Origin of the sequence: Pseudocitrobacter sp. 73 (assembly GCF_008369545.1) — a bacterium.
GTDB classification, from domain to species: domain Bacteria; phylum Pseudomonadota; class Gammaproteobacteria; order Enterobacterales; family Enterobacteriaceae; genus Pseudocitrobacter; species Pseudocitrobacter vendiensis.
Map to the genome: position 1 here is coordinate 345,399 of NZ_VTZO01000008.1, position 25,782 is coordinate 371,180.

Annotated in this window: 23 protein-coding genes and 1 pseudogene; 13 read left to right on the top strand and 11 right to left on the bottom strand. The window is 50.8% G+C overall.

The window, feature by feature from the left end; all coding sequences use genetic code 11:
• Positions 1-146: 146 nt before the first annotated feature.
• Both F0Q32_RS08905 and F0Q32_RS08910 read right to left on the bottom strand, forming a co-directional pair.
• Complete coding sequence (locus tag F0Q32_RS08905) at positions 147-2,249, bottom strand: TonB-dependent siderophore receptor (RefSeq protein ID WP_149462756.1); 2,103 nt, start codon at positions 2,247-2,249, stop codon at positions 147-149.
• A 155-nt stretch (positions 2,250-2,404) separates the two neighbouring features.
• Complete coding sequence (locus F0Q32_RS08910; protein WP_015964103.1) at positions 2,405-2,662, bottom strand: GlsB/YeaQ/YmgE family stress response membrane protein; 258 nt, start codon at positions 2,660-2,662, stop codon at positions 2,405-2,407.
• Between the two features lie 264 nt (positions 2,663-2,926).
• On the opposite strand from F0Q32_RS08910, the gene F0Q32_RS08915 reads away from it, so the two are divergent.
• Complete coding sequence (locus F0Q32_RS08915; RefSeq protein WP_149462757.1) at positions 2,927-3,661, top strand: flagellar brake protein; 735 nt, start codon at positions 2,927-2,929, stop codon at positions 3,659-3,661.
• Here the strand turns inward: F0Q32_RS08915 and emtA are convergent, their stop codons facing one another.
• On the bottom strand, positions 3,662-4,273 hold the full coding sequence (emtA, locus tag F0Q32_RS08920) for a membrane-bound lytic murein transglycosylase EmtA (protein ID WP_149462758.1): 612 nt from the start codon (positions 4,271-4,273) through the stop codon (positions 3,662-3,664).
• 94 nt (positions 4,274-4,367) lie between these two features.
• Here emtA and ldcA point away from each other — a divergent pair, with 94 nt between their 5' ends.
• The 3 genes from ldcA to F0Q32_RS08935 all read left to right on the top strand — a co-directional run bounded on the left by ldcA (position 4,368) and on the right by F0Q32_RS08935 (position 9,285).
• Complete coding sequence (gene ldcA / locus F0Q32_RS08925) at positions 4,368-5,279, top strand: muramoyltetrapeptide carboxypeptidase (protein ID WP_149462759.1); 912 nt, start codon at positions 4,368-4,370, stop codon at positions 5,277-5,279.
• Positions 5,280-5,656: 377 nt separating this feature from the next.
• Entirely contained in the window at positions 5,657-7,402 is a 1,746-nt protein-coding gene (locus tag F0Q32_RS08930) for a M48 family metallopeptidase (RefSeq protein ID WP_188016843.1), read from the top strand.
• 149 nt (positions 7,403-7,551) lie between these two features.
• The gene (locus tag F0Q32_RS08935) at positions 7,552-9,285 is read left to right on the top strand and encodes a potassium/proton antiporter (protein ID WP_015964099.1); all 1,734 of its coding nucleotides are present in this window, start codon (positions 7,552-7,554) and stop codon (positions 9,283-9,285) included.
• Between the two features lie 17 nt (positions 9,286-9,302).
• Here F0Q32_RS08935 and dadX read toward each other — a convergent pair whose 3' ends face one another.
• Complete coding sequence (dadX, locus tag F0Q32_RS08940) at positions 9,303-10,373, bottom strand: catabolic alanine racemase DadX (protein WP_149462761.1); 1,071 nt, start codon at positions 10,371-10,373, stop codon at positions 9,303-9,305.
• A gap of 9 nt (positions 10,374-10,382) precedes the next feature.
• A complete protein-coding gene (locus tag F0Q32_RS08945; protein WP_149462762.1) occupies positions 10,383-11,681 on the bottom strand; it encodes a D-amino acid dehydrogenase in 1,299 nt (432 codons plus the stop codon).
• A 326-nt stretch (positions 11,682-12,007) separates the two neighbouring features.
• Between F0Q32_RS08945 and F0Q32_RS08950 the strand changes: the two genes are divergently transcribed.
• Positions 12,008-13,540: a SpoVR family protein gene (locus F0Q32_RS08950; RefSeq protein ID WP_149462763.1), complete on the top strand. Its 1,533-nt coding sequence runs from the start codon at positions 12,008-12,010 to the stop codon at positions 13,538-13,540.
• Positions 13,541-13,582: 42 nt separating this feature from the next.
• On the opposite strand, the gene fadR is transcribed toward F0Q32_RS08950, so the two are convergent.
• A complete protein-coding gene (fadR, locus tag F0Q32_RS08955; protein ID WP_149462870.1) occupies positions 13,583-14,287 on the bottom strand; it encodes a fatty acid metabolism transcriptional regulator FadR in 705 nt (234 codons plus the stop codon).
• A gap of 212 nt (positions 14,288-14,499) precedes the next feature.
• Between fadR and nhaB the strand changes: the two genes are divergently transcribed.
• The 4 genes from nhaB (at position 14,500) to F0Q32_RS08975 (ending at position 19,374) form a co-directional block, all read left to right on the top strand.
• Entirely contained in the window at positions 14,500-16,050 is a 1,551-nt protein-coding gene (gene nhaB / locus F0Q32_RS08960; protein WP_149462764.1) for a Na(+)/H(+) antiporter NhaB, read from the top strand.
• 126 nt (positions 16,051-16,176) lie between these two features.
• Positions 16,177-16,707, top strand: coding sequence for a disulfide bond formation protein DsbB (gene dsbB / locus F0Q32_RS08965; RefSeq protein WP_149462765.1), 531 nt, complete (start codon positions 16,177-16,179; stop codon positions 16,705-16,707).
• Positions 16,708-16,834: 127 nt separating this feature from the next.
• Entirely contained in the window at positions 16,835-17,047 is a 213-nt protein-coding gene (cspF, locus tag F0Q32_RS08970) for a cold shock-like protein CspF (protein WP_149462766.1), read from the top strand.
• A gap of 368 nt (positions 17,048-17,415) precedes the next feature.
• Entirely contained in the window at positions 17,416-19,374 is a 1,959-nt protein-coding gene (locus F0Q32_RS08975) for an acyltransferase family protein (protein ID WP_188016844.1), read from the top strand.
• Positions 19,375-19,431: 57 nt separating this feature from the next.
• Here the strand turns inward: F0Q32_RS08975 and F0Q32_RS08980 are convergent, their stop codons facing one another.
• Positions 19,432-20,463, bottom strand: coding sequence for an acyltransferase (locus F0Q32_RS08980; protein WP_149462768.1), 1,032 nt, complete (start codon positions 20,461-20,463; stop codon positions 19,432-19,434).
• 293 nt (positions 20,464-20,756) lie between these two features.
• Between F0Q32_RS08980 and F0Q32_RS08985 the strand changes: the two are divergent.
• A pseudogene (locus tag F0Q32_RS08985) lies at positions 20,757-21,023 on the top strand (tyrosine-type recombinase/integrase); the annotation flags it as partial.
• Between the two features lie 26 nt (positions 21,024-21,049).
• On the opposite strand, the gene F0Q32_RS08990 reads toward F0Q32_RS08985, so the two are convergent.
• The 3 genes from F0Q32_RS08990 to F0Q32_RS09000 form a co-directional block, all read right to left on the bottom strand.
• Positions 21,050-21,496 carry a YcgN family cysteine cluster protein gene (locus F0Q32_RS08990; protein WP_149462769.1) on the bottom strand — a complete coding sequence of 149 codons (447 nt, stop codon included), beginning with the start codon at positions 21,494-21,496 and terminating at the stop codon, positions 21,050-21,052.
• 93 nt (positions 21,497-21,589) lie between these two features.
• The gene (locus F0Q32_RS08995; RefSeq protein WP_149462770.1) at positions 21,590-22,249 is read right to left on the bottom strand and encodes a fumarylacetoacetate hydrolase family protein; all 660 of its coding nucleotides are present in this window, start codon (positions 22,247-22,249) and stop codon (positions 21,590-21,592) included.
• 82 nt (positions 22,250-22,331) lie between these two features.
• Positions 22,332-22,613, bottom strand: coding sequence for a YcgL domain-containing protein (locus tag F0Q32_RS09000; RefSeq protein ID WP_149462771.1), 282 nt, complete (start codon positions 22,611-22,613; stop codon positions 22,332-22,334).
• Between the two features lie 126 nt (positions 22,614-22,739).
• On the opposite strand from F0Q32_RS09000, the gene minC reads away from it, so the two are divergent.
• Genes minC through minE form a run of 3 tightly spaced genes read left to right on the top strand, consistent with a single transcriptional unit; the run spans position 22,740 to position 24,555 of the window.
• A complete protein-coding gene (minC, locus tag F0Q32_RS09005) occupies positions 22,740-23,447 on the top strand; it encodes a septum site-determining protein MinC (protein ID WP_149462871.1) in 708 nt (235 codons plus the stop codon).
• A gap of 22 nt (positions 23,448-23,469) precedes the next feature.
• Positions 23,470-24,282 (top strand): septum site-determining protein MinD, encoded by an 813-nt coding sequence (gene minD, locus F0Q32_RS09010; protein ID WP_149462772.1) that lies wholly within the window; start codon positions 23,470-23,472, stop codon positions 24,280-24,282.
• Between the two features lie 3 nt (positions 24,283-24,285).
• Complete coding sequence (gene minE / locus F0Q32_RS09015; protein ID WP_015964086.1) at positions 24,286-24,555, top strand: cell division topological specificity factor MinE; 270 nt, start codon at positions 24,286-24,288, stop codon at positions 24,553-24,555.
• 58 nt (positions 24,556-24,613) lie between these two features.
• On the opposite strand, the gene rnd is transcribed toward minE, so the two are convergent.
• The gene (gene rnd, locus F0Q32_RS09020; protein ID WP_149462773.1) at positions 24,614-25,741 is read right to left on the bottom strand and encodes a ribonuclease D; all 1,128 of its coding nucleotides are present in this window, start codon (positions 25,739-25,741) and stop codon (positions 24,614-24,616) included.
• Positions 25,742-25,782 lie beyond the last annotated feature (41 nt).

Genomic DNA, 25,782 nt, shown 5'->3' on the forward strand with positions numbered 1-25,782 from the left:
AAACCAGCGCAGGTCTGCAATACTGGCACGGTCGGTCCCCTCATCCTAAGAGAGAGGGAGAAAACCAGCGCAGATCTGCAAAACCGGCTCGGTCGGTCCCCTCTCCCTGAGGGAGAGGGTTAGGGTGAGGGGGAAAAAACCCACCATCAAAACGTATAACTCGCCCCCACCTGCACCGTGCGGTCGCGGCCAATCCAGCAGTTGGTGCTGTCGTAGCAACTGAAGGTTTCTTTGTTGGTCAGGTTCTGCGCGCTGGCCTTCAGCATCAGCCCGCTCAGGCTGCTGTCGATAGCCGACATGTCGTACGATATCGCCATATCATACTGCGTCGTACCGCCCAGCTTACCTTCGTTATTAGCCGGAGAAATCTCCATCGGCCCGGTGTAGCGTACTCCCGCGCCCACGGTTAATCCGCTGAATAAGCTGCTGTCAAAGGTGTAATCCCCCCACAGATTAAACGCGTTTTCCGGCACCTGTGTCGGGCGCTTACCTTCGTAAGTTTCATCCTCGGTATTGATAGCGTGCGTATAGGCGTAGTTGGCAATCAGATTGATATTGTCCGTCGGGCGGCTAACGACGGAAAGCTCCGCACCTTTCGATTCAATCTCCCCCGTCTGGCGATAGTTCCAGCTTGGGTCCGCGCTCACCACGTTTTTCTGACGAATATTAAACACCGATGCGGTAAAGGTCGTCGCGTAATCAGCCAGCAGATATTTCACGCCGCCTTCCACCTGTTTGCTGGTGGTCGGTTTCACGTCCTGCGCCGTCAGGTTACCGCGCGGCGATACCGGCAGGAAGCCTTCTGAATAGCTGATAAACGGTGACAGACCATTTTCAAAGGCATACAGCGCGCCCAGACGTTTAGTCACGCGATCCTGCGAGATCCACGCTTTTTGCTGGTCATTGAGATAATCTGTGGTAGCGGACTGGTACTCATCATAGCGAATGCTACCAAGAATATTCAGGCCGCCGAACTCCACCTGATCCTGGAAGTAATAGCCCTTCTGGTTGTAAGAAAGACGATTTTTCTGCGCGGTATAGAGCCCTAAATTATCGCTGGTGATCTGCGAGTAATCCGGATGCAGCATATCGATGCCCGGCGTGGTCGAGGCATAGCGGTAGTTATAGTGCGAATTCAGTTTCTGGTAATCGAACCCCGCCAGCAGGTGATGCTGCCAGTCGCCCAGCGCGAAGGTTTTGCTGACCTGGTTATCGATATTAAAGCTGTGCAGATCTTCATCGGTGGTATAGGCAAAGCGGTTAAGTTCATAGACGTTGGCGCTGCCCGCATTGCCGGTGGAATAGGCGCTGCGCTGATGGGTATCAATATCAAAGTAACGCGCTTTCTGGGCAATGCCCCAACCGCTGTCGAACTCATGCTCGAAGCTATAACCCACCATCCACTGACGCTGTTCGAAACCACTCCACTTATCACCCGCAAAGTCGCGACGCCCGGCGTAGCTGGAACGCAGATAAGAAAGCGGTAATGGATTGGACGGCGTCAGGCTCGGCGTATTTTGCGCCAGCGCGTCAAACGTGAGACGTGTTTTGTTATCGGGCTGCCAGGTAACGCTCGGCGCAACCAGGTAATCTTCGTAACGCGTAGTATGCGGCTGGTCATCGCCTTCACGCGCTTTACCCAGCAGGCGGTAGCTCCAGTCGCTGTCGAGGATACGCCCGGTGGAATCCAGATACCCCTCTTTCAGGTTGCGCGTGCCGGTGTTAAACCCCACTTCCGTGCGCGGCTCAGTTTGCGGCTTTTTCCCCTGAATGTTCACCAGACCACCCGGCGAACCGTTGCCATAAAGCACCGAAGACGGCCCCTTCAGAATATCCACGTTTTCAATCAGCAGCGGGTCAATACGCGCTTTGGTGTTGCCGTTGACGTTATAGGGCAATTGCAGACCGTTATAAAATTCATTGTCGACGGTAAAGCCACGAATTTTATATTCGCTCATGTAGCTGGTGCTGCCGCGCACTTCCGTCGAAACGCCCGGCGCATAGCGCAGGATCTCATTGACCGAGTTGGCGTGGCGTTGGCTAATTTCTTTCTCGCTGATGGTATTGATGACCTGCGGCGTTTTGCTTTCCGCAACAGCGGATTTGGTGGCGCTGTTGGTCCAGACGGGCAGTTCACTGCTCCCCTGTGAACCGGTAACGACCATAGTGGTTTCTGCGTTGTCGGCCCAGGCCGGTGTGGCGAGAGCAAGAGCAATCATTCCCGAGAGCGTACGATTGGCGAAGCGCATAATGTTTGTCTGACCAATAATTAGAATAAAGAATGCTAATTATTCTCATTTTTATTTGATGCGCAATAGCCAGATGCACTGTGTCTGAAAAAATTGTGGGGAATCAAGAGAAAGGAAGAATAACGGCCCCGAATGGGGCCGTTGAAGCATTATGCTTAGTTGTTGCGGCGCAGGAAGCGGAAGATACCCAGCACCACAATGGCGCCCACAACGGCGACCAGGAAGCTGTGCATATCAAAGCCCATCGCGCGATCGCCAAAGCCCAGCGTGGTGGCAATCCAGCCGCCCACGACCGCACCGACGATCCCCAGCAGGCAGGTCAGAATAAAGCCGCCGCCGTCTTTCCCCGGCATAATCAGTTTGGCAATAACACCCGCAATAAGACCAAAAATAATCCAGGCAATAACACCCATTTTTACCATCCTCCAATTAAAAAAACCTCAAAAAAAGCGCCGACATTCTGCGCCGCTAATGTTTCAAGTATAGGTAATTACTCTTAAAAATCTCGCCGTCGCGCTTAAATTTTATTCATACACTGAATATGTTTGACCTGAACAGGCCCTTCTCGCCCGCACGCCGCGCAGAAAGCGAGCGTAAAAATTTTTTTACCGAGGCTGAAGTTTCCTGAACGTAAACCGATAACAACCAGACGGTTTATCCTCCAGAAGAGATAGCAGATGAATCAATACCCTTCGCAATTCCTGAAACAAAACCCGCTGGCCGTTTTGAATATTCTGCGCGATCTCCATCGCGATGACGTTCCGCTACGCGTCTCGTGGGGAAGCGGGCAATTTATCAGTCGCCTTCTGGAGGTGAGCAAAACTGCGCTGGTACTCGATTTTGGCAGTCAGGAGTACGAGAACCGTGCAGTACAGCGGGTGGAAAACGTCACCATCACCGCCGAAACCGCCGGTGCGAAAATGGAGTTCACAGTGACACAGTTGCAGGCGGGCGAATATCAGGGGCTTTCTGCATTCATCATTCCCGTTCCGCCAACACTCTGGTTTATTCAGCGTCGTGAATATTTTCGCATCACCGCCCCGTTGCATCCGCCCTACTTTGGTAAAGCCCAACTGCCCGGTAAACAGCCGATGTATTTTCGGCTTTTTGATCTGTCGCTGGGAGGAATGGGGGCACTGCTGGATAGTCAGCCGGAAGCCGATTTACAGCCGGGAATGCGTTTTTCCCAACTGGAGCTGGATATGGGGCCATGGGGAAAATTTCATTTTGATGCGCAGTTGATTGCAGTCAGTGAGCGAAGAGTGGTCGATCATAAAAACGAAACGGTGAGTACGCCACGGTTGAGTTTGCGTTTTCTGAACGTTAACCCGGCGGCAGAACGCTCGCTCCAGCGCATCATTTTTTCGCTGGAGCGAGAAGCACGTGAACGCGCCAATAAGGTTCGCGTTTAGTTACATCGCATCCATGGCTTTCTGCATTTTCCAGATATAGCGCGGCGCCTGCGGAGCCGGATGGTTTTCGACAACGTGTTCGAAGAACTCATCTTTATCCAGATCGTTGATTTTGCTGATCGCTTTTTTACGATCGGAGGAGAACGTTCGCAACAGCGCGCCCGCGCCGTTGGCGTAAGAGACCATTAGTGCGTACTGCATCACTTCCGGGTCTTTAATGCCTGCCAGCGAACCATGTTCCAGTATGCTCAGATAAGCCGCCCCCATGGAGATATTACGCTCCGGGTTTTTCAGCTCACTGGTTGACGGTTGACCGCTCCAGCCCATATGGCGATAGACATCTTTTCCGGAGGTGGACGCTTTGAGTTGCATCAAGCCCACCGCGTTAGATTTGCTGACGGCATTCGGGTTACCGCCAGACTCGATGGCAATAATGGCGGTGATCAAACGCGGGCTCACGCCCCACGCCGCACCGGCTTTTTCGCTAATCGGCATCCATTGCATTGCGCGTTTTACCGGCACCTGTGGGTCCCAGGGCGGGTTTTTGTAATCCTGTTTTGAACTGCATCCGGCAAGTAACACAATTAAAAAAGCAAACCATCTCAATTTCACGCAACTATCCTTTTTAGCTCAAGTATGCCGCCAGTAATGACAATAACGGGTTCAGGCGGCATGATACTCGTTTCGTTCTCTGCAAGGAATTACCATGTCACAGTTTCATCTGATCGCCCCGTCGGGCTACTGCATCAATCAATCCGCGGCCGAAATGGGCGTTGACAGACTGATAAGCGCAGGGCATCAGGTCAACCACCAGCAGGTCATTCCCCGTCGTAGCCAGCGCTTTGCGGGCGTCGAGAGCGAGCGTCTGGCCGATATCAATCAACTCGCCGAACTGAAAGGTAAAAATCAGATTGTCCTTGCGGTGCGCGGCGGCTATGGCGCAAGCCGTCTGCTGGATGCCATCGACTGGCCGTCGCTAATCGCGCGCCAGCAGCAGGATCCGCTACTTATCTGCGGCCACAGCGATTTCACTGCCATTCAGATGGGGCTGCTGGCAAAAGGTGACGTCATCACCTTCAGCGGGCCGATGCTGGCGGGGAATTTTGGTGCAGAAGCCCTGAACGACTTTACCGTGCATCACTTCTGGCAGGCGCTGCGCAATGAAAGCTTCACGCTTGAATGGGCGGGCGACGGGCCGCAGTGTCGCGAAGAAGGCACTCTGTGGGGCGGAAATCTGGCGATGCTGACGTCGCTGGTGGGCACGCCGTGGATGCCGCAAATCCGCGACGGTATTCTGGTGCTGGAAGATATCAACGAACATCCCTTCCGCGTGGAACGCATGCTGCTGCAACTGTTGTACGCCGGTATTCTGCCGCGTCAAAAGGCCATCGTGCTCGGTAGCTTTACCGGGGCCACGCCCAATGATTACGATGCGGGTTATGATTTGCAGACCATGTACGACTATTTACGCTCGCGGCTGGCGATTCCGGTCATCAGCGGGCTCGATTTCGGCCACGAGCAGCGCACCGTCACGCTGCCGCTGGGGGCGCAGGCGAAACTGGTACACTCGGCAGACGCAACCACACTGACCATCAGCGGGCATCCGGTCCTTCGTTAAGGCTTATTGGTGGGATGTTGCAACATATATAGCATCCCACAAACCCACATATTCCCTTTCTAAATATAATTAAAATATCTTAAAGCCTTCGTAAGAAATAATAACAAAAGCTCCCTTAAGGCCAATTTAAAATGAACCGCCATTTTAAATCTATCACTTAATGCGAGTCTTTTTATATGGAAATAAAAGCTTTCAGACGAATATTTTTAATCCCAATATTCATTCTGATTTATAGTTTTTGGCAGTTCTGGCGTCTCGGCGGCACGCCTTCGGGGCACAATTCCTCTGCTGCGCTCCGCGCAGGTCTCTCCGTCTTTGCGGGGCTTTGTAGCGTCGGCTCCATTCTCATCTGCCTTTTGGCAATGGTGATTTGCTATTTGAGCGTAGTCGCGTCGCGTACCTCGCAAAATAAATTGATTGCCACCTTTACCCTGTGCCGGGGCATTATCCCTATCTTTCTGCTGCTGATCATGATCTGCAACGGGCTGGGGATTGTCTCGTTAGTGGGCGGCGAACTGGCCTGGTTGGTTTCGCTCTCGCATTCCGGTCACGGGTCAGGAAAAGTATTTGTGATGGCTCTTTGTGCTATCGGCGCCATATTGTGGATGCTGCTGAAAAGCATGTTTTCCATCCGTCGCTGCTTTGCTTTCTTTAAGCGCGAAGAAAGCCATATTCACGGCCACTCGGTCTCAGAGGAACAATCTCCTCAGCTGTGGCACTGGGTGCGCGATCTGGCGCAGAAGAGCCAGGTGGTGATGCCGGATAACATCGTGGTCGGCTTCTTTGACTGCTTTTATGTCACCGCCAATAACGTTCGCCTGAACAGCGGCGATCTGCTGACCGGCAATACCCTTTATTTACCTCTCACCTACTCATCGTTGATGAATAAAGACGAGGTGGCGGCGGTTATTGGTCACGAACTGGGCCATTTTACCGGGCAGGATACGCAGTACAGTTTACGCTTCGCCCCGGTTTATGCGGGCCTTGAAAATACGCTACAGCAGATGGCAAATAACTCAAACGGTGTGGCGTGGATTGACCGCATCGTGTTGCATCCTGCGCTGGATATGGGCCTGTGGTTCCTGATCAAGTTCCACGAAACGGTCAGCTACTGGAGCCGTATTCGTGAGTTCGCCGCTGATCAAACCGGAGCGCGAGCCAGCTCGCCGCAGGCACTTTCCAGTGCGCTGCTGCGTATTTCCGCACTATCAGAAATGGTCGGCAACTATCTCAACACGGTGATGTCAGGTAAACAACAGGCACCGCAGGAGTGGATTAGCGGCCTGCTCGGCGAAGCGCGCAAAACAAATACCTTCGATGTGCAGGCGTGTCTGGAACATGAGATTCAGCACCCGACAGACAGCCACCCGGTCACGCGCGCGCGTATTGAGGCGCTGGACGTTAAAATTGACGACAGCCTGATTGCGCACGCGACTCGCCAGGTGTCCGAGGGCGACTTCGCCTCTCTGGGCGCGTTATTCGGCGGGCTGGAAGAGGTGCGTGCGTCGATGTCGCAGTCCCTGACGGAAGAAGCCGTCCAGTATAATGCAGAGCACCAGCAGATGCTGGAATCGCACGCGGTACTGGCAACGGAAAGCTGTGAAATCTGGCGCGATAACAAGAAAAAAGTGTTGCTGCAAAGCGCGGGTGCTGCGTTCCTCATGGTGATGGGTTTCCTGTCTCTTTTCGCGCCAACCAGCTCCGGTTTTTCCCTATTTCTCATTACCCTGGCCTGGTTATTAGCGATGATGACTTTCATGTTGTATCGCTCCGGCAAGACACCACTCTATACCTTCACGCCAACGCACATTGAGTGTAGCGATCTGGATAAACCTATTGAGTGGACCGCCATTACTGGCTTTGACGTTGAGGAACGTCATGAAGCGTTGCGCATCGTGTTGAGCTGGCGGGAAGGCTATCAGCCGCCGAAGAAACTCAAGCGTAAGGTGCGCGGCGTGGAAAACCGAGGTGTGGGCAAACTCTTTGCGCTGATAGTCTATGCGGATATGCGTAAAGCACAGGATGGAACGAAGACAGAAATCTCTGCGGTCAGCGTGATTGAAGAGTTTCAGCAGTATCTGCGTTCGGCCCATGCGCGACAGGAACTTAAAGAGAACCGCTAACGCCATAACCTACAGCGTCGCCCGGTCGAGTTATCGGGCGACGCTGCAAAATAAAAAAACATTCAATCCTCTTATTGTTCCCCTGTTCACGCGCTAATTATGATAACTTTTTGTAACTAGCTTGTTCGTTATCGGGGAGTACGTGAACATTGGACGCCGCGGCAGTCATTAGTCTCTTTATTTTGGGTTCAGTCTTAGTAACCTGTAGCATTCTTTTAAGTTCATTCTCTTCCCGCCTCGGTATCCCGATTCTGGTTATCTTCCTCGCCATTGGTATGCTCGCAGGCGTAGATGGCATCGGCGGCATTCCTTTCGATAATTATCCGTTCGCTTATATGGTGAGTAACCTCGCGTTAGCGGTGATCCTGCTGGATGGCGGGATGCGCACCCAGGCGAGCTCATTTCGCGTCGCCCTCGGCCCGGCGCTGTCGCTGGCCACGGTAGGCGTGTTAATCACTTCGGGGCTGACGGGTATTGCGGCGGCGTGGCTGTTTAACCTTAACTGGATTGAAGGCCTGCTGATTGGCGCGATTGTTGGCTCGACGGATGCGGCGGCGGTGTTTTCTCTGCTGGGCGGCAAAGGGCTGAACGAGCGTGTCGGCTCGACGCTTGAGATTGAATCCGGCAGCAACGATCCGATGGCGGTCTTTCTGACCATCACCCTGATTGAGATGATCCAGCAGCACGAAACGGGATTAAGCTGGATGTTTGCCGTGCATATCATTCAGCAGTTTGGTCTGGGTATTCTGATTGGCCTTGCGGGCGGTTATTTGCTGTTGCAGATGATTAACCGCATCACCCTGCCAACCGGGCTGTATCCGCTGCTGGCCCTCAGCGGCGGGATCATGATTTTTGCGATTACTACCTCGCTGGACGGCAGCGGTATCCTCGCCGTGTACCTGTGCGGTTTCCTGCTGGGTAATCGGCCTATTCGTAACCGCTTCGGTATTCTGCAAAATTTCGACGGGCTGGCATGGTTGGCGCAAATCGGCATGTTCCTGGTGCTTGGTCTGCTGGTGACGCCGTCTGACCTGCTGCCAATTGCCGCTTCCGCCCTGTTGCTGTCGCTGTGGATGATTTTCTTCGCCCGCCCATTATCGGTGTTTATCGGTCTGCTGCCGTTTCGCGGGTTTAACCTGCGCGAGCGCATCTTCATCAGTTGGGTCGGCCTGCGCGGCGCGGTGCCGATTATCCTCGCCGTTTTCCCGATGATGGCCGGGCTCGATAACGCACGCCTGTTCTTCAACGTCGCCTTCTTCGTGGTGCTGGTGTCGCTGCTGCTTCAGGGCACCTCGCTCTCCTGGGCGGCGAAACGCGCCAAAGTGGTGGTGCCGCCTGTCGGCTGGCCAGTGTCGCGCGTCGGGCTGGATATCCACCCGGAAAACCCGTGGGAACAGCTTATTTATCAGTTGAGCGCCGACAAATGGTGCGTGGGTGCCGCGCTGCGTGACCTGCATATGCCGAAAGATACGCGCATCGCCGCGCTGTTCCGCGATAACGTCCTGCTGCATCCGAACGGCAGTACGCGGTTACGCGAAGGCGATATTCTTTGTGTGATTGCCCGCGAGCGCGATATTCCGGCACTCGGCAAACTGTTCAGCCAGTCACCACCGGTAGCACTGGATCAACGTTTCTTTGGTGACTTTATTCTCGAAGCCAGCGCCAAATTCGCCGATGTGGCGATGATTTACGGCCTCGATGGCGTCGAGGAGTTTCGCGATAAACAGCAGTCGCTAGGCGAGATCGTGCAACAGTTGTTAGGCGCCACGCCAGTGGTCGGTGATCAGGTAGAGTTTGCCGGAATGGTGTGGACGGTCGCCGAGAAAGCCGATAATGAAGTGGTCAAAGTCGGGGTTAAAGTCGCCGAGGAAGAGGCGGAATAACCGCCTCACCCATTAAGTTACACTGTCACAACAGGGACGCGCGGGGCCAGAGCGCACATTAACTCATAACCCACAGTGCCCGCACAGGCGGCAACGTCATCGATTTTGATGCCGTTGCCCCACAGCTCTACTGGCGCGCCAATTCCCGCATTGGGGCACGGCGTTAAGTCCACCGCCAGCATATCCATCGACACCGTCCCCACCGTGGTGGTACGCACGCTGTCTACCATCACTGGCGTACCCGACGGTGCAATACGCGGGTAACCATCCGCGTATCCACAGGCAACAATACCAATTCGCTGCTCCTGCGTGGCGGTGTAGCGGCTACCGTAGCCCACCGTGTCGCCCGCTTTCAGGTTTTGCACGGCGATAATCTGGCTGCTCAGGGTCATTACAGGTTTAATACCGCTATTGGCCACGTCCTGCCACTGGCCAGAAGGCGAAGCACCATAGAGAATAATGCCCGGCCGTACCCAGTCATAATGCGTTTCAGGATGCCAGAGCGTTGCCGCCGAATTGGCAAGCGAGCGCGGGCATTCCAGCCCCTCCGCCGCCTGTTCGATTCGCAGCATAGGCCGTTCGATACCCTCGCTTTTTTCTGCTTCCGCGAAGTGCGACATCAACGTCATCGCGCCGACGTTCGGCACTTTACGCAGGATCTGCCACACGGTACTGACACGATCCGGCGTAAACCCAAGCCGGTTCATGCCACTGTTCACTTTTAGATAGATATCCAGTGGCGCGTTTAACCGCGCGTCCTGAAGCGCTTTGATCTGCCAGTTGCTGTGAACACTGGTCGTTAAGCGATACTTATCAAACAATTCCAGCTCATCGGCATGGAAAAACCCCTCCAGCAGCAGAATTGGCCCTTTCCATCCCCACTCACGTAGCTGGATGGCATCTTCCAGATTGAGCATCGCGAAACCGTCTGTTTCGCGTAATGCGCTCCAGACACGTTTCAAACCGTGCCCGTAAGCATCAGCTTTCACCACCGACCAGACGCGTGATCCCGGGGCCGCCCGGCGTACAACGTTCAGGTTCTGCCGCAGCGCCGAAAGATCGATGCTGGCTTCTACAGGACGAGACATGCGTTCTCCTTAATGATGAGCGCCGTGTAAATGCTGAGGACGTGACGGCGTAAAGCCCGGCGAATAGCGCGCCACGCTTAAATCATCATAAGGAATGGCAGGCGTACGTCCGGATATTAAATCGCTGATTAACTGCCCGGAACCGCAGGACATGGTCCAGCCCAGCGTACCGTGGCCTGTGTTCAGCCACAGATTTTTGAATGCGGTTTTGCCAATGATTGGCGTACCGTCGGGCGTCATCGGTCGCAGGCCGGTCCAGAACGTGGCTTGTTCAATATAGCCGCCGCGCGGGAACAAATCGCCCACCACCATTTCCAGCGTTTCGCGGCGCGGTTGCAGCAGTTCGGTATTGAAGCCGACAATTTCCGCCATCCCGCCAACGCGAATACGATTATCAAAACGGGTTATGGCAATTTTGTAGGTTTCATCAAGGATAGTCGAAACCGGAGCGCCCGCCTCTTCCTTCACCGGAATGGTGAGGGAATACCCTTTCAGCGGATATACCGGAATGTCCACCAGCCCTTTGAGCATAGCGGTCGAATAGGAACCAAACGCCATCACGTAAGCATCGGCTTTAATCAGTTCATCGCCGCACTTCACGCCATAGATGTGCTCACCTTCCCGCAGCAGCGCATCGACCGGCGTGTTATAGCGGAAAGTGACGCCCGCGTTTTCAGCCATCTGTGCCAGACGCTGGGTGAAGAGCTGACAGTCGCCGGTTTCATCATTCGGTAAACGCAGGCCGCCGGTCAGTTTGTGCGCCACGCCCGCCAGCGCAGGCTCAACCTCGGCAAGTCGGGCTGACTCCAGCAGTTGATACGGAACCCCCGCATCTTCCAGCACGGCGATATCGCGCATCGCGTTTTCATACTGCTGTGCGGTGCGGAAAAGCTGCAACGTGCCGCCCTGCCGCCCTTCGTAGGCGATCCCGGTAGATTCACGAAGCGCTTTCAGGCAATCGCGGCTGTACTCCGCCAGACGCACCATGCGCCCTTTGTTCTCCATGTAGTGCCGCGTGTCGCAGTTGCGCAGCATTTGCCACATCCATTTCAACTGGAACTGTGTGCCATCGAGGCTGATCGCCAGCGGCGCGTGGCGCTGGAACATCCATTTAATCGCCTTCAGCGGCACGCCGGGTGCCGCCCAGGGCGCAGCGTAACCGGGGGAGATCTGCCCGGCATTGCCGGCGCTGGTCTCCATCGCCGGGCCCACTTCACGATCGATAACCGTAACCTGATGTCCTGCCTGACTTAAATACCAGGCGCTGGTCACGCCGACTACGCCACTTCCCAGTATGACAACGTGCATAGCTACTCCAGAATCGAATTGAGTAAAAGAACAATCTTCTGATTACAAATTGATAACCCAGATGAAAATATTATTCAACATAGGCTTTTTTTATGGTGACGTAGTTCACATACACCCCCGCCAGCGCTGGCATGCGAGAATCGACATCTCCTGCTAAGCAATAATTTTACCCAGCATAAAATGCTGCGTAATTGTAAAAATATCGTCATCAAAATGAAGAAATCGCGAAGAAAAAAATTGGCGCTTGTTACAGTTTTTTCCAGGTGTTCTATTCTTTTACAGAGGCTCTCCAGACAGAGAGAGTCGCCAACAATGAGGGCGCGCTAATGGCAACGATTGATTCGATGAATAAGGACAGCACGCGTTTAAGCGACGGACCCGACTGGACATTTCCCCTGCTGGAAACCTATCTGGTTGAGATAGACCGGGTAGCCAAACTCTACCGGCTGGACACCTATCCCCATCAAATCGAAGTCATTACCTCTGAGCAGATGATGGATGCTTACTCCAGCATCGGGATGCCGATTAACTACACCCACTGGTCGTTCGGCAAGAAATTTATAGAGACCGAGCGGGCCTATAAGCACGGCCAGCAGGGGCTGGCCTATGAAATTGTGATTAACTCCAATCCCTGTATCGCGTATCTGATGGAGGAGAACACCATTACTATGCAGGCGCTGGTGATGGCGCACGCCTGTTATGGGCATAACTCCTTCTTTAAAAACAACTATCTGTTCCGCAGCTGGACAGACGCCAGCTCCATCGTCGATTACCTGCTTTTCGCCCGTAAATACATTAGCGAGTGTGAAGAGCGTTATGGCGTGGATGAAGTGGAAAAGCTGCTCGACTCCTGCCACGCGTTGATGAACTACGGCGTGGACCGCTATAAACGTCCGCAAAAAATCTCGTTGCAGGAGGAGAAAGCCCGGCAGAAAAGTCGCGAAGAGTATCTGCAAAGCCAGGTGAATATGCTGTGGCGCACTCTGCCGAAGCGTGAAGAGGAGAAAACGGTGGAATCTGCGCGCCGATATCCTTCTGAACCTCAGGAGAACCTGCTGTACTTTATGGAGAAAAACGCCCCGTTGCTGGAGCCGTGGCAGCGCGAAATCATGCGTATTGTGCGTAAGGTGAGCCAGTATTTTTATCCGCAAAAACAGACGCAGGTAATGAACGAAGGCTGGGCCACGTTCTGGCACTACACCATTCTCAACCATCTGTACGATGAGGGGAAAGTGACCGAGCGCTTTATGCTGGAATTTCTGCACAGCCACACCAACGTGGTGTTCCAGCCTGCCTATAACAGCCCTTGGTACAGCGGGATTAACCCGTATGCACTGGGCTTTGCCATGTTCCAGGACATCAAACGTATCTGCCAGACGCCGACGGAAGAAGACCGCTACTGGTTCCCGGATATGGCGGGTTCCGACTGGCTGGAAACGCTGCATTTTGCGATGCGCGATTTTAAAGACGAGAGTTTTATCAGCCAGTTCCTGTCACCGAAAGTGATGCGTGATTTCCGCCTGTTTACGGTGCTGGATGACGATCGCAATAACTATCTGGAGATCTCGGCGATCCACAATGAAAGCGGCTATCGCGAAATCCGCGCCCAGCTTTCATCGCAATATAATCTCAGTAACCTGGAGCCGAATATTCAGGTGTGGAATGTGGATCTGCGCGGCGACCGTTCGCTGACGTTACGCTATGTGCCGCACAACCGCGCGCCGTTGGATAAAGGCCGCCGGGAAGTGCTCAAGCACGTGCATCGTCTGTGGGGCTTCGACGTGCATCTTGAGCAGCAAAATGCGGACGGCAGCGTTGAGTTACTTGAACGTTGCCCACCGAGACCGAGCGCGTTGTGATACAAAAAAGCCTCTCAATTGAGAGGCTTTTTCTATGGATGCTTATACACCGCCCGGCATACTTTTCTGCATCCGGTGCCAAATCTCGCCGCTATCGTGGCCGTAACGACGCACGGTTTCATACACCTGGTCATGCAGGCCCTGCTCGCACACTTCCGTTAAGCGATGATAGAAGCCCAACGCGCAACTACGCGCTTCCGGATTGGCGAAATAGTGACGGCCGATACGGGTGTAGAGCCCTTTCATACCGTTCAGAATCAGGCCATAAATCGGGTTGCCGGAGGCAAACGCCAGCCCGCGGAAAATATTGTAATCGAGGTCGGCAAACGCATCAGCGTAGTCTTCGACTTCGCGCGCGGTAGCCAGTACTTCCAGTGCTTTATCAGGATGCTGGCGGAACGCCGTACGGATAAAAATGGTGGCGATGTTAGTACGTACGGAAAGCAGATTATCCAGCAGTTGCGGTACGCTTTCGTGATCGAGGCGCGCCAGCGTTTCCAGAATGTTAAGACCGGACGTCTCCCAGAAGTTGTTAACTTTCGTCGGCTTACCGTGCTGGATAGTCAACCAGCCATCACGAGCCAGACGTTGCAACACTTCACGTAGGGTTGTACGGGTCACACCAATCAGTTCAGAAAGTTCGCGCTCGGCAGGCAGAATAGACCCCGGTGGAAAACGGTTATTCCAGATGCTTTCAACAATATACTCTTCCGCGAAACCCGCCGGGCTTTGCGCCTTAATGACCATAGTTAGAATTTCCATTACACAGCGTTGCAATCCACTCATCATACCAGACCGCATCAACAGCAGATAGCACACGAAGCGAATTAAAAAGGGATCGCCGTTTCATTTTTTGATTTTCCTTTTCCGCACTTGAGGACGTTTTTTGTCGCAATCTCTGCTAAAGTTTCCGCCCTGGTTGTAATAAAAGATGACTTCTACGAGGCAGACAATTCGTCATGGAAATCTCATACTCGCGCGCGTTATGGCGCAACTTTCTCGGACAATCCCCGGACTGGTATAAACTTTTACTTCTGATATTCCTGGTCATTAATCCGATTATCTTTCTCGTTAACCCCTTTATCGCAGGATGGCTGCTGGTTATCGAGTTTATCTTCACGCTGGCAATGGCGCTCAAGTGCTATCCGTTGATCCCCGGCGGGCTACTGGCGATTGAAGCAGTGATTGTCGGCATGACCTCAGCCGAACACGTGCGTGAAGAAATTGCGGCAAATCTTGAAGTGCTGCTGTTGCTGATATTCATGGTCGCCGGCATCTACTTTATGAAGCAGTTGCTGCTATTTATTTTCACCCGCTTGTTGCTGAGCATCCACAGCAAAATGCTGCTCTCACTGGCGTTTTGCCTGGCGGCTGCGTTCTTGTCAGCCTTCCTGGATGCGCTGACGGTGGTGGCGGTGATCATCAGCGTCGCAGTGGGTTTTTATGGTATTTACCACCGTGCGGCGTCAAGCCGTACTGACGATGACGATCTGCTTGATGATAGTCACATCGATAAACACTATCGCGACGTACTGGAACAATTCCGCGCATTTCTGCGCAGCCTGATGATGCACGCGGGCGTCGGTACTGCGCTTGGCGGCGTAATGACGATGGTGGGCGAACCGCAGAACCTGATTATCGCCAAAACATCCGGCTGGCACTTTGGCGAGTTCTTTATGCGAATGGCTCCGGTTACCGTGCCGGTGTTTATTTGCGGCATAACCACCTGCCTGCTTTTAGAAAAATTCAAGCTGTTTGGTTACGGGGCCACGCTTCCGGAGACCGTGCGCAAAACACTGCATGATTTTGATGAGCGAAGCCGTAAACAGCGCACGCGTCAGGACACCATGCGCCTGTACGTTCAGGCGGTGATTGGCGTCTGGCTGGTGCTGGCGCTGGCTTTCCACCTAGCTGAAGTTGGGTTAATTGGCTTATCGGTTATCATCTTGGCCACCTCGTTCACCGGCATTACCGATGAACATGCCATCGGCAAAGCATTTACCGAAGCGCTGCCCTTCACCGCACTGTTGACCGTCTTCTTTGCGGTGGTCGCAGTAATTATCGACCAGCATCTGTTCGCGCCGATCATCGACTTTGTGCTGCAAGCCTCACCGCACGCGCAACGCTCGTTGTTCTATATCTTCAATGGTTTACTGTCGTCGATTTCCGATAACGTGTTTGTTGGAACCGTCTATATCAACGAAGTGAAGTCCGCGCTGGAGTCTGGCGCTATCGACCTCAAACAATATGAGATGCTGGCGGTCTCGATTAACACAGGCACTAATCTGCCGTCTGTCGCCACGCCGAACGGCCAGGCGGCGTTTCTGTTCCTGCTTACTTCTGCGCTGGCACCACTCATACGACTTTCTTATGGTCGCATGGTTTGGATGGCGCTGCCGTATACCATCGTGCTGACGCTGGTTGGGCTGCTGTGCGTTGAGTTTGCTCTGCAACCCACCAGCGACTGGCTTCTGGCGATCGGTTTGCTCCCTTCCCCACATCTTCCTTAACATAAGTTGCCCGGCAGTAGTGCCGGGCATTTAATGTTCATTTACGTAATAATTGCTAAACGTCAGTGGCGGCAGGCTTTTTTTGGTTTAAACTGCTGCTCTTAAACATGTTCCAGGGAAATGATTATGTTGCGATATTTGAACCAGTGCTCACGAGGCCGTGGCGCGTGGTTGTTGATGGCGCTTACTGCCTTTGCACTTGAACTCGTTGCGCTGTATTTCCAGCATATTATGCTGCTTCAGCCATGCGTCATGTGTATCTATGAACGTTGCGCCCTGTTCGGCATCATGGGTGCAGGTATTGTGGGTGCCATCGCCCCAAAAACGCCGCTGCGTTACGTCGCTATGGTAATTTGGGTTTACAGCGCGATCCGTGGTTTACAGCTTGCCTGGGAGCACACGATGATTCAGCTGCACCCGTCGCCGTTTATGACCTGCGACTTTGCCGCACGCTTCCCGACCTGGCTGCCGCTCGATAAATGGCTGCCGCAGGTATTTGTCGCTTCCGGCGACTGCGCGGTGCGTCAGTGGTCGTTCTTGTCACTGGAAATGCCACAGTGGCTGGTCGGTATTTTCGCGGCCTATCTGGTGGTCGCCGTGCTGGTGATTATTGCTCAGCCGTTTAAGCCGAAAAAACGCGACCTGTTTGGTCGATAATGACGTCTAAAAAACGCGCCGAAAGGCGCGTTTTTTAATTCAGCAGTAGAGTGTGGCAAAATAAAGTACTGGATAAATAACCAAACCTGCGTATAGTGTTCGGCGTTATCAATACAAAGGAATTTATTTGTCTCGTAAAATGACAGGCATTGTCAAAGCTTTTGACTCCCTCAGCGGTAAAGGTCTCATCACCCCTTCAGATGGTCGTAAAGATGTTCAGGTTCACATCTCAGCCCTCAGTACCCATCAATCCGAATCTCTGATCCCCGGCATGTGCGTAGAGTTTTGCCGCGTAAATGGTTTACGCGGGCCAATGGCGGCGAACGTTTATTGTTCGTAATGACGTCGTAAGCAATTTATATGTTTGCTCTGCAATTTAGCCACTACGCTTAAACTTACGGCTGGAATAGCATAATCACACGATTTTGAAAGATTTATATTCAATATATCAACAACACGACGGTAGTCATTTCGAAAAGTGATGCCATTGATGTGATCTACCACATCGAGCTGTTCGTGACATATAAACTGATAAACTAAAAAATCTCATCCTACATGCCCGATTTTTTTTCAACAACTGGCGCAAAATTCATCTTATGTGAGCATTCGCACATACACACGCGATTAATTTTTGTTTTCATTGATTTAACTTTTAATTAACATCAATAGATACTAGAATGCACCTTTTATCTAACACAGGTTACTCTAGTGAACTCAGTTGCGGTCAAAAAGTATCGTGGAGACATTGACGGATTACGAGCAGTCGCCGTCCTCGGGGTGGTCTTATTCCACATAGGTTTTAGTTTTCCTGGTGGTTTCGTTGGAGTAGATGTCTTCTTTGTCATCAGTGGCTACTTAATAACCAAAAACATAACAGGTCAACTTGAACAAAGTTCATTTTCATTCATTCAATTTTATACACGGCGCGCACTCCGGCTGCTTCCAGCTCTATTCTTCGTCGGTGGATTAACCTTAGTAGCGGCGATGGTATTGTTCTCTCCGCAGCAAATGGTAGATTTCGGTAACTCGTTGATATTTTCGGTTATATCCTTATCAAATTTCTTTTTTTGGTTAAATAGTGATTATTTTGACGCATCATCGATGACAAAACCATTGCTACATACCTGGTCACTATCAGTAGAAGAGCAATTTTACTTTGTCTGGCCCGTAATGTTGTTTATTGCATTTAAGTTAAAATCTAAAAACGGCATCATCGCTATAATTTGTGGGACATTTTTCACAAGCATAATCTACTCAGAATCATTGTTACCGACGGAATCGAATAAATCCTATTTTTTGACCACATCAAGAGCGTTTGAATTCGCAGTAGGTGCCATTGTTGTTTTTTTAGAACAAATAAGGCCTATTAAAGAGTCATTTTTAGATATCTTATATATATCTGGTATAACAACTGTTTTATTGTGCATGTTTATGTTCAGTGAAAGCACTTCTTTCCCGGGGTTGATGGCATTACTTCCTTGCCTTGGTGCGAGTATAGCGATTTACTCTGGGAATGCTAAAGCAGCAGTACTGACAAATAATAAAGCAGCCATATACATTGGATTAATAAGCTATTCACTTTATCTTGTTCATTGGCCTGTAATTGTTTATTATAGCTATTTTATATCCTCCCAACCTAATATCACTGACAAATGTGTTATGCTGTTAATCACCATTATCCTTTCACTGGTGACATATTATTTTGTCGAACGAAAATTCAGATTCCACCATGTGAAATTGAATGGATTTACCATTTCGACCATTTATTCATTCGTAATTACTACTATTACCTTGCTTATTATCGCAGGTAAATATTCTAGCGACAGCAAAGGCATGACCTGGCGTGTCGATGACAAATACCAAACCTTAGTTGAAAATGCTGGTCAATATCATTTTGAACAATATGGAGGGCATGGTTATGGTTATAAGGCAGTGATTGGTGATACGCAGATAAAAAAATCTTCAATTATTATCGCTGGTGATAGCTATGCAAATCAGTACGCATTTGGTTTTGATAATTTATTTAAACAAAATCATATAAAAGCTGATACCCTTTTTGCTCATGGATGTCTCATCAGCCGAGACTCTATCAGGACACCAGGTACCGGACCTGATAATCTTTGTGCCAGTCAATACGGCAATCTATATAAATTATTAAAAGGGAATAGCAAACCCTTAATAGTATCTCATTCATGGGATACATCGAAAGATGTTCTTTCCAGTCGTGTAACCGCCGAGAAAATAAGTTTCAAAAATCAGGACGAATACTATACATATGTTATCACTCAGCTTAAGTTATTAAGAAAGGATATAGGAAGTAGGCCATTAATCATTATCGGCTCTCCCCCTCGGGTTGGCGATAAAAATGGCGTTATTTCCTGTATAACCAGGCCTTCATTCGCAACCGGCCCATGCTCAGAACAACTCAATGTAAAAGAGAAAAGTGCCCACTCATACAAACTCAACCAAATGTTGAAAAACACAGCAAAATCAATGGGAAATACTTATTATTTGGATCCGTACGAAGTGCTTTGTAAAGACGGAACATGTCGCTCAATTTTTAATAACAAAATTATGTACTCTGATGGTGGGCATTTATCAAAAGATGGTTCTCTGATGGTTGCGAATGGACTAAAAGACATTATTCTGGATGTGATAGCAAAATAGTTAACCCTGGCGGGCCTTGCCCGCCTAAATTCAGTCACTCTGTTTCATACTGGTAATTTAGAATGCAAAGTACCTCGTAACCTTGGACATTCCCATGAGCTTTACGGCTATATATGTAAAAATGAACGTAGGAATGAAATATGCAAAAACATTCACTAAAGGAGATAATTCATACATATCAACATAATTCTTAACAATGTAAAGCACACCATAATGAACCAAGAAGATCCCAAAAGAACATCTGGCAATATCACTTATGAGAAAGTTACCCTTATGATTCAAAGTTATATATTTAAGGATATTGAATAAGGGCACTGCCCCAATCAAGATAAAAATAGACGTACTGTACCAATGAATATAATTATTTACTTTGCCAGTGGTTACATCATACACTACGGCTATAGAACATATCGCCAATAAGATTAAGGCCTGAATCGCTAGACCTGCTGCTCCCTTTATCTCTAAGACCCCGCGGTCAATTATTAAGTACCCCAAAACAAAATAAACCAAAAACGGGCCAGTGAAATCTTTACCCATTCTGACAATAGCAGCCAAATCAGAAGCAGGGTTAAATATTTTTACCGTAATAACAAAGTAATTAAAGAAAATGCAAATACAGAGAAATATAAATATATTTCTAGCAGACAACCCCTTAAGCATCACTGCGAGAAAGGGCGCTATAAGATACAATTGTATGATTGTATATAAATACCACAATTGCGATGCACCACCATATGACGATGGAAAGATACCATTAAATTTAGTTACGCTAGTTATAATCGCGAGGACGACATCTTTTGAAACAAGATATTGCACAATAAAATTAGTGATTATTGCGTAAAATACCAGCAGGATAATAAACTGGGGAATGCGTTTTTTATAGAATAAAAATGGCTCAATACTTACAAGCTTCGGGAGTACAAACCCGCCTGATATCATCAAAAATAATGGCACACCGAGTCGGTCTATGGTGTAGAAGAGACTACTAGTAGTAACATCAGCAACCCCCGATTTTTCATGGCAATGTGTAATCACAACTAAAATGATTGAAAAAAATCTAATGAAATCAGCCCAGTATTTTCTTTCCATAAATCTTCTAAAGTTAGGATGAAAAATAGGGTGCAACTATACACAACTATAGATTGTTTGCAATAATTAGCCGCATAAGATGTTTCTCAAGGCGTGTTTTTAATTAAATATGTAATCTATTAACTCCGAAGTCAAACCACGCCGAGCGCCGGGATCAGTTTCAAATCCTTTATCACGTATTAGACACTTATGTAGTTATGTAACAGTCTAAGCATTTAATACGCGGCATTAACTCAGGCATTTAGCTTGCTTTAACATTCATGTTGCAGGTAAATGTGTTATTAAATAGCTCGTTTGGCACCACCTGGAACAGCATGCTTAAGCGAGCCGGTATACGCCATCGCCGGGCATATGAATCAAGACACACTTTTGCATGCTGGGCATTAAGCGCCGGGGCTAACCCAAACTTCATTGCCTCGCAGATGGGACACACATCTGCACAGATGGTTTACAACGTTTACGGAAAATGGATGACCGATAATAACGGCAACCAGATGGACATTTTGAACGCTAATTTCGGAGGTAATGCCCCACTCATGCCCCAGGCACAAAATCAGTAAGCAAAAACTCCTTTCAATTCAACGCATCAATCCGCCCACTCAGGCTTATTCATAATATGATCCTGCCAGTCGCGCACTTCCGACTCTTTCACTGCAATATGACGCACAGAAATACGCTCGCCATGCATCGCGGCTTTTGAGCCCGTCAGCAGCGGATGCCACTCCGGCAGACCTTTCCCTTCCGCCAGCAGGCGATAGGCGCAGGTGTGGGGTAACCATTCGAAGGTGGGTAAATTCTCGCGGGTGAGTTTGATGCAGTCCGGTTCATAGTCGAAGCGGCGTTCGTAGTTACGGCACTGACAGGTTTTGATGTTCAGCTGACGGCAGGCAACGTTGGTGAAATAGATTTCATCCGTGTCTTCATCCATCAGTTTATGCAGGCAGCATTGCCCGCAGCCATCGCACAGCGATTCCCACTCGGCGTCTGTCATTTCGTCGAGAGTTTTGCTTTGCCAGAAAGGTAATTCGCTCATAAGGATGTCCACATCAAAAATCAGGGTGCACCTTATAACCAGTCTGGCACAGGGATGCAAGTTTTGCCGCCCAATGAGGGCGGCAAGAAGGGATTACAGTACGCGCGTAGAAAGGGAAAGGCCATTGAAATGTACGGTCAGCTCATCGCCACTCAACAGAGGTCCCACGCCTTCCGGCGTGCCGGTCAACACCACATCGCCCGGCTTAAGGGTGAAGAAGCGGCTCATATAGGCAATCAGCGGGATGATTTTATGGATCATGTCTGCCGTCGTTCCCTGCTGGCGCACCTCGCCGTTAACCGTTAACGCCAGCGGCGTATTCTGCGGATCGCTTTCGAATTCGGTAGCCGGAATAAATCCAGAAATCGGGCAGGAATTATCAAAGCCTTTGGCCTTTTCCCACGGTTGCCCCGCTTTCTTCATTTTCCCCTGCACATCGCGCAGCGTGAGATCCAGCGCCACACCATAGCCCGCAATCGCTTTCTGAACGTGTTCTTCGGTTGCCTGGCGCAATGTTGCGCCAATCAGCACCGCCAGTTCGACTTCATGATGCACAGAGCCCAGCCCTTGCGGCAACACCAGCGGTTGACGAATATCGCAAAGCGCCGTTTCTGGTTTGATAAACAACACCGGTTCATCCGGAATCGCGCTGCCCATTTCCTGAATGTGCTTTGCGTAATTACTGCCGACACAAACAACTTTGCTGACCGGATAATCCAGCAACGCACCTTGCCAGTTATGATGCTGATACATTTGTTTCCCCTATTCGTTTTTCAAACATAATTGTTATAACTAATAGACTCATTTATCGACCAACATCAATAACTGCCCAGGATTAATCTTGTGGCTTTCCTGATTCGGCCAGATGCTGTTTCAGTAAATTCTCAGGCGGTGGTGGGATCTGTAAATAATATCCCTGATCTTTGAGGGCCTGTTTTACCTTCTCAAGATCGGCATTCACCAGCTGTTTACGCCCGTCCAGCGGCAGCATCATCGCCAACTGCGGTTGGCCGAAGCCGTTCATCAGTTCCTCAGGTACGCGGGAAAAATCGTCTCTTTTTTCGACATAAAGATAGGTTTGGTCGCGTTTAGCGCTCCGGTAGATCACACAAAACATACTTTTACTCTTAATTAAGCCCGTGGTGACTTGCCTCTATATATCAGTGACTATAACATGCCTGATAGTCTTCGGAATATCACCGCATTGTGCTGGATGATAAATAGCAAATTGAGTAAGGCCAGGATGTCAAACACGCCAATCGAACTTAAAGGCAGTAGTTTCACTTTATCAGTGGTGCATTTGCATGAGGCAAATCCCGAGATTATTCGTCAGGCGTTAGAGGACAAGGTGGCTCAGGCTCCGGCTTTTTTTCGTCACGCGCCGGTGGTGGTAAACGTCAGTAGTCTGGAAGAGACGACCCAATGGCAGCCGTTGCAGCAGGCGATTAACGCTGCGGGCTTGCGTATTGTGGGCGTGAGCGGCGCAAAGAACCCGCGCATGAAAGCGGAAATCGACAAAGCGGGTCTGCCTTTACTCACTGAGGGTAAAGAAAAAATCGCCCGCCCTGCTCCCGTCGAGCCTCAACCCCAGCCTGAACCAGCCCCAACTGTTAGCACGATCACAAAAACGCGATTGATTGATATGCCGGTTCGTTCCGGTCAGCGCATTTATGCGCCAAACTGTGATCTGATTGTTACAAATCACGTGAGCGCAGGCGCTGAGCTTATCGCCGATGGTAACATTCATGTGTATGGCATGATGCGGGGACGGGTGCTGGCTGGCGCTGCTGGCGATCGAGAGGCACAGATTTTTTGTACACATCTGGCAGCGGAATTAATGTCCATTGCCGGGGAATATTGGCTGAGCGATCAAATCCCAGCCGAGTTTTATGGCAAAGCGGCACGTCTGCGTTTAGACGATAGCGCTTTGACAATTCAATCGTTTAATTAATCCCTTTTAACAAGGAATTTCTATGGCACGCATTATTGTTGTGACTTCGGGTAAAGGGGGCGTGGGCAAAACCACCTCCAGCGCGGCCATCGCGACTGGTTTGGCGCAGAAGGGAAAGAAAACTGTCGTTATCGACTTCGATATCGGCCTGCGAAACCTCGACCTGATTATGGGCTGTGAACGCCGCGTTGTGTATGATTTCGTTAACGTTATTCAGGGCGATGCTACACTGAACCAGGCGCTGATCAAAGATAAGCGCACGGAAAACCTGTTTATTCTCCCGGCGTCCCAGACGCGTGATAAAGACGCATTGACCCGCGAAGGCGTCGAGAAAGTGCTCGACGAACTGAAGAAGATGGAGTTCGACTTTGTTGTCTGCGACTCCCCGGCGGGTATCGAAACCGGCGCATTGATGGCGCTCTATTTCGCGGATGAAGCGATTATCACCACCAACCCGGAAGTCTCTTCCGTGCGTGACTCCGACCGCATTCTGGGCATTCTGGCCTCGAAATCGCGTCGTGCGGAAAACGGTGAAGACCCAATCAAAGAACACCTTCTGCTGACCCGCTACAATCCGGGTCGCGTAAACAAAGGCGATATGCTGAGCATGGAAGATGTGCTGGAAATTCTGCGCATCAAACTGGTCGGCGTTATCCCGGAAGATCAGTCTGTACTGCGTGCATCCAACCAGGGTGAACCGGTTATTCTGGATGCGGTGTCCGATGCAGGTAAAGCCTACGCCGACACCGTAGATCGTCTGTTGGGAGAAGAACGTCCTTTCCGCTTCATTGAAGAAGAGAAGAAAGGTTTCCTCAAACGCCTGTTCGGAGGATAAATTATGGCATTACTCGACTTTTTTCTCTCACGAAAAAAGAGCACCGCGAATATCGCGAAAGAACGCTTACAAATTATTGTGGCAGAACGTCGCCGCAGCGATGCTGAACCGCATTACCTGCCGCAGCTGCGTAAGGACATCCTGGAAGTCATTTGCAAATACATTCAGATTGACCCGGAAATGGTGACCGTACAGTTGGAGCAGAAAGACGGGGATATCTCGATTCTGGAACTTAACGTGACCCTACCGGAAGCGGAAGAATCTAAGTCCTGATATTGCTGGTCGATGTGAGAAAAAACCCCGGAAGGCGCAGGCCACCGGGGTTTCTTTTTTAGCGCGGATACTCAGCGAGCAGCGCGTCAAGACGGCCACTCAGCAGCTCGCCACGCCACCCGGAGATCATCTCTGGTGCGCTGGCAAAGGTTTTCAGTTGCCAGTGCCAGTTCAGCAACTGGTTAATCTGGCGACGCGACGCCAGCAGTTCAGCACTGACCCCAGATTCCTGCCCTACTTCCTGCACCAGCGCTTTAATTTCTTTGAACGCTTTGCGATAGCCTGGCATGTCCATCAGATTCAGCAACGGCTCCGGCAATGCGTCATCTGGCAGCGCCTGCGCTTTTGCCACCAGGCTTAGCAGCGTTTTACCATGGAAGCGGATTTCACTACCGGAAAGGCCCAGGCTGTCCAGTTCGCCCATGCTGCCTGGCATATAGCGCGCCACGCTCCACAGATGTTCTTCACGCACCACAAAATTCACTGCCAGATCGCGCTCACGGGCTTTGCGCAGACGCCAGTCGGCCAGCAGTTGCAGACACGCCAGCTGACGCGTACGCAGCTGCCAGGCGTTGGTGATGTCGCGCCAGGCTTCCGCCGGGTCAACCACTTCCTGACGACGCTGCTGCATGAGAAGGCACTCATCCAGTGCGGCGTCTAAGCGCTCTGCCTGCTCAGTTTCCGCCATCAGCTTGTGCGCGATAGGCAGCAGATACCAGACGTCTGCGGCCGCATAGATGCATTGACGCTCGGTAAGCGGGCGCGCCAGCCAGTCAGTACGCGATTCACTTTTGTCCAGTTTGATGCCGGTATACTCTTCCACCATTGCCGCAAAGCCCCAGGACATCGGGCGGCCGCAAAACGCCGCCAGAATTTGGGTATCAATCAGCGGTTTTGGCATTGAACCGAAAACATTCAGAAACACTTCCAGATCTTCACTGCCCGCGTGCAGGAACTTCGTGATACGGGTGTCCTGCAAAATTGCCTGTAACGGAGACCAGTCGGTAATGCCGAGTGGATCGATAAGCGACGTTTGCTGACCATCAAACAACTGAATGAGCCCCAGTTGCGGATAATAGGTACGGGTACGGACAAACTCGGTGTCCAGCGCGATGGAAGTGACCTGCGAAACGGCTTCGCACAAGGTGCTCAGCGCTTCGTTGGTGGTGATCATCTGATAGTTCAAATCATACTCTCTTAGATTGCGCCCAATAAAAACGCCGGCAT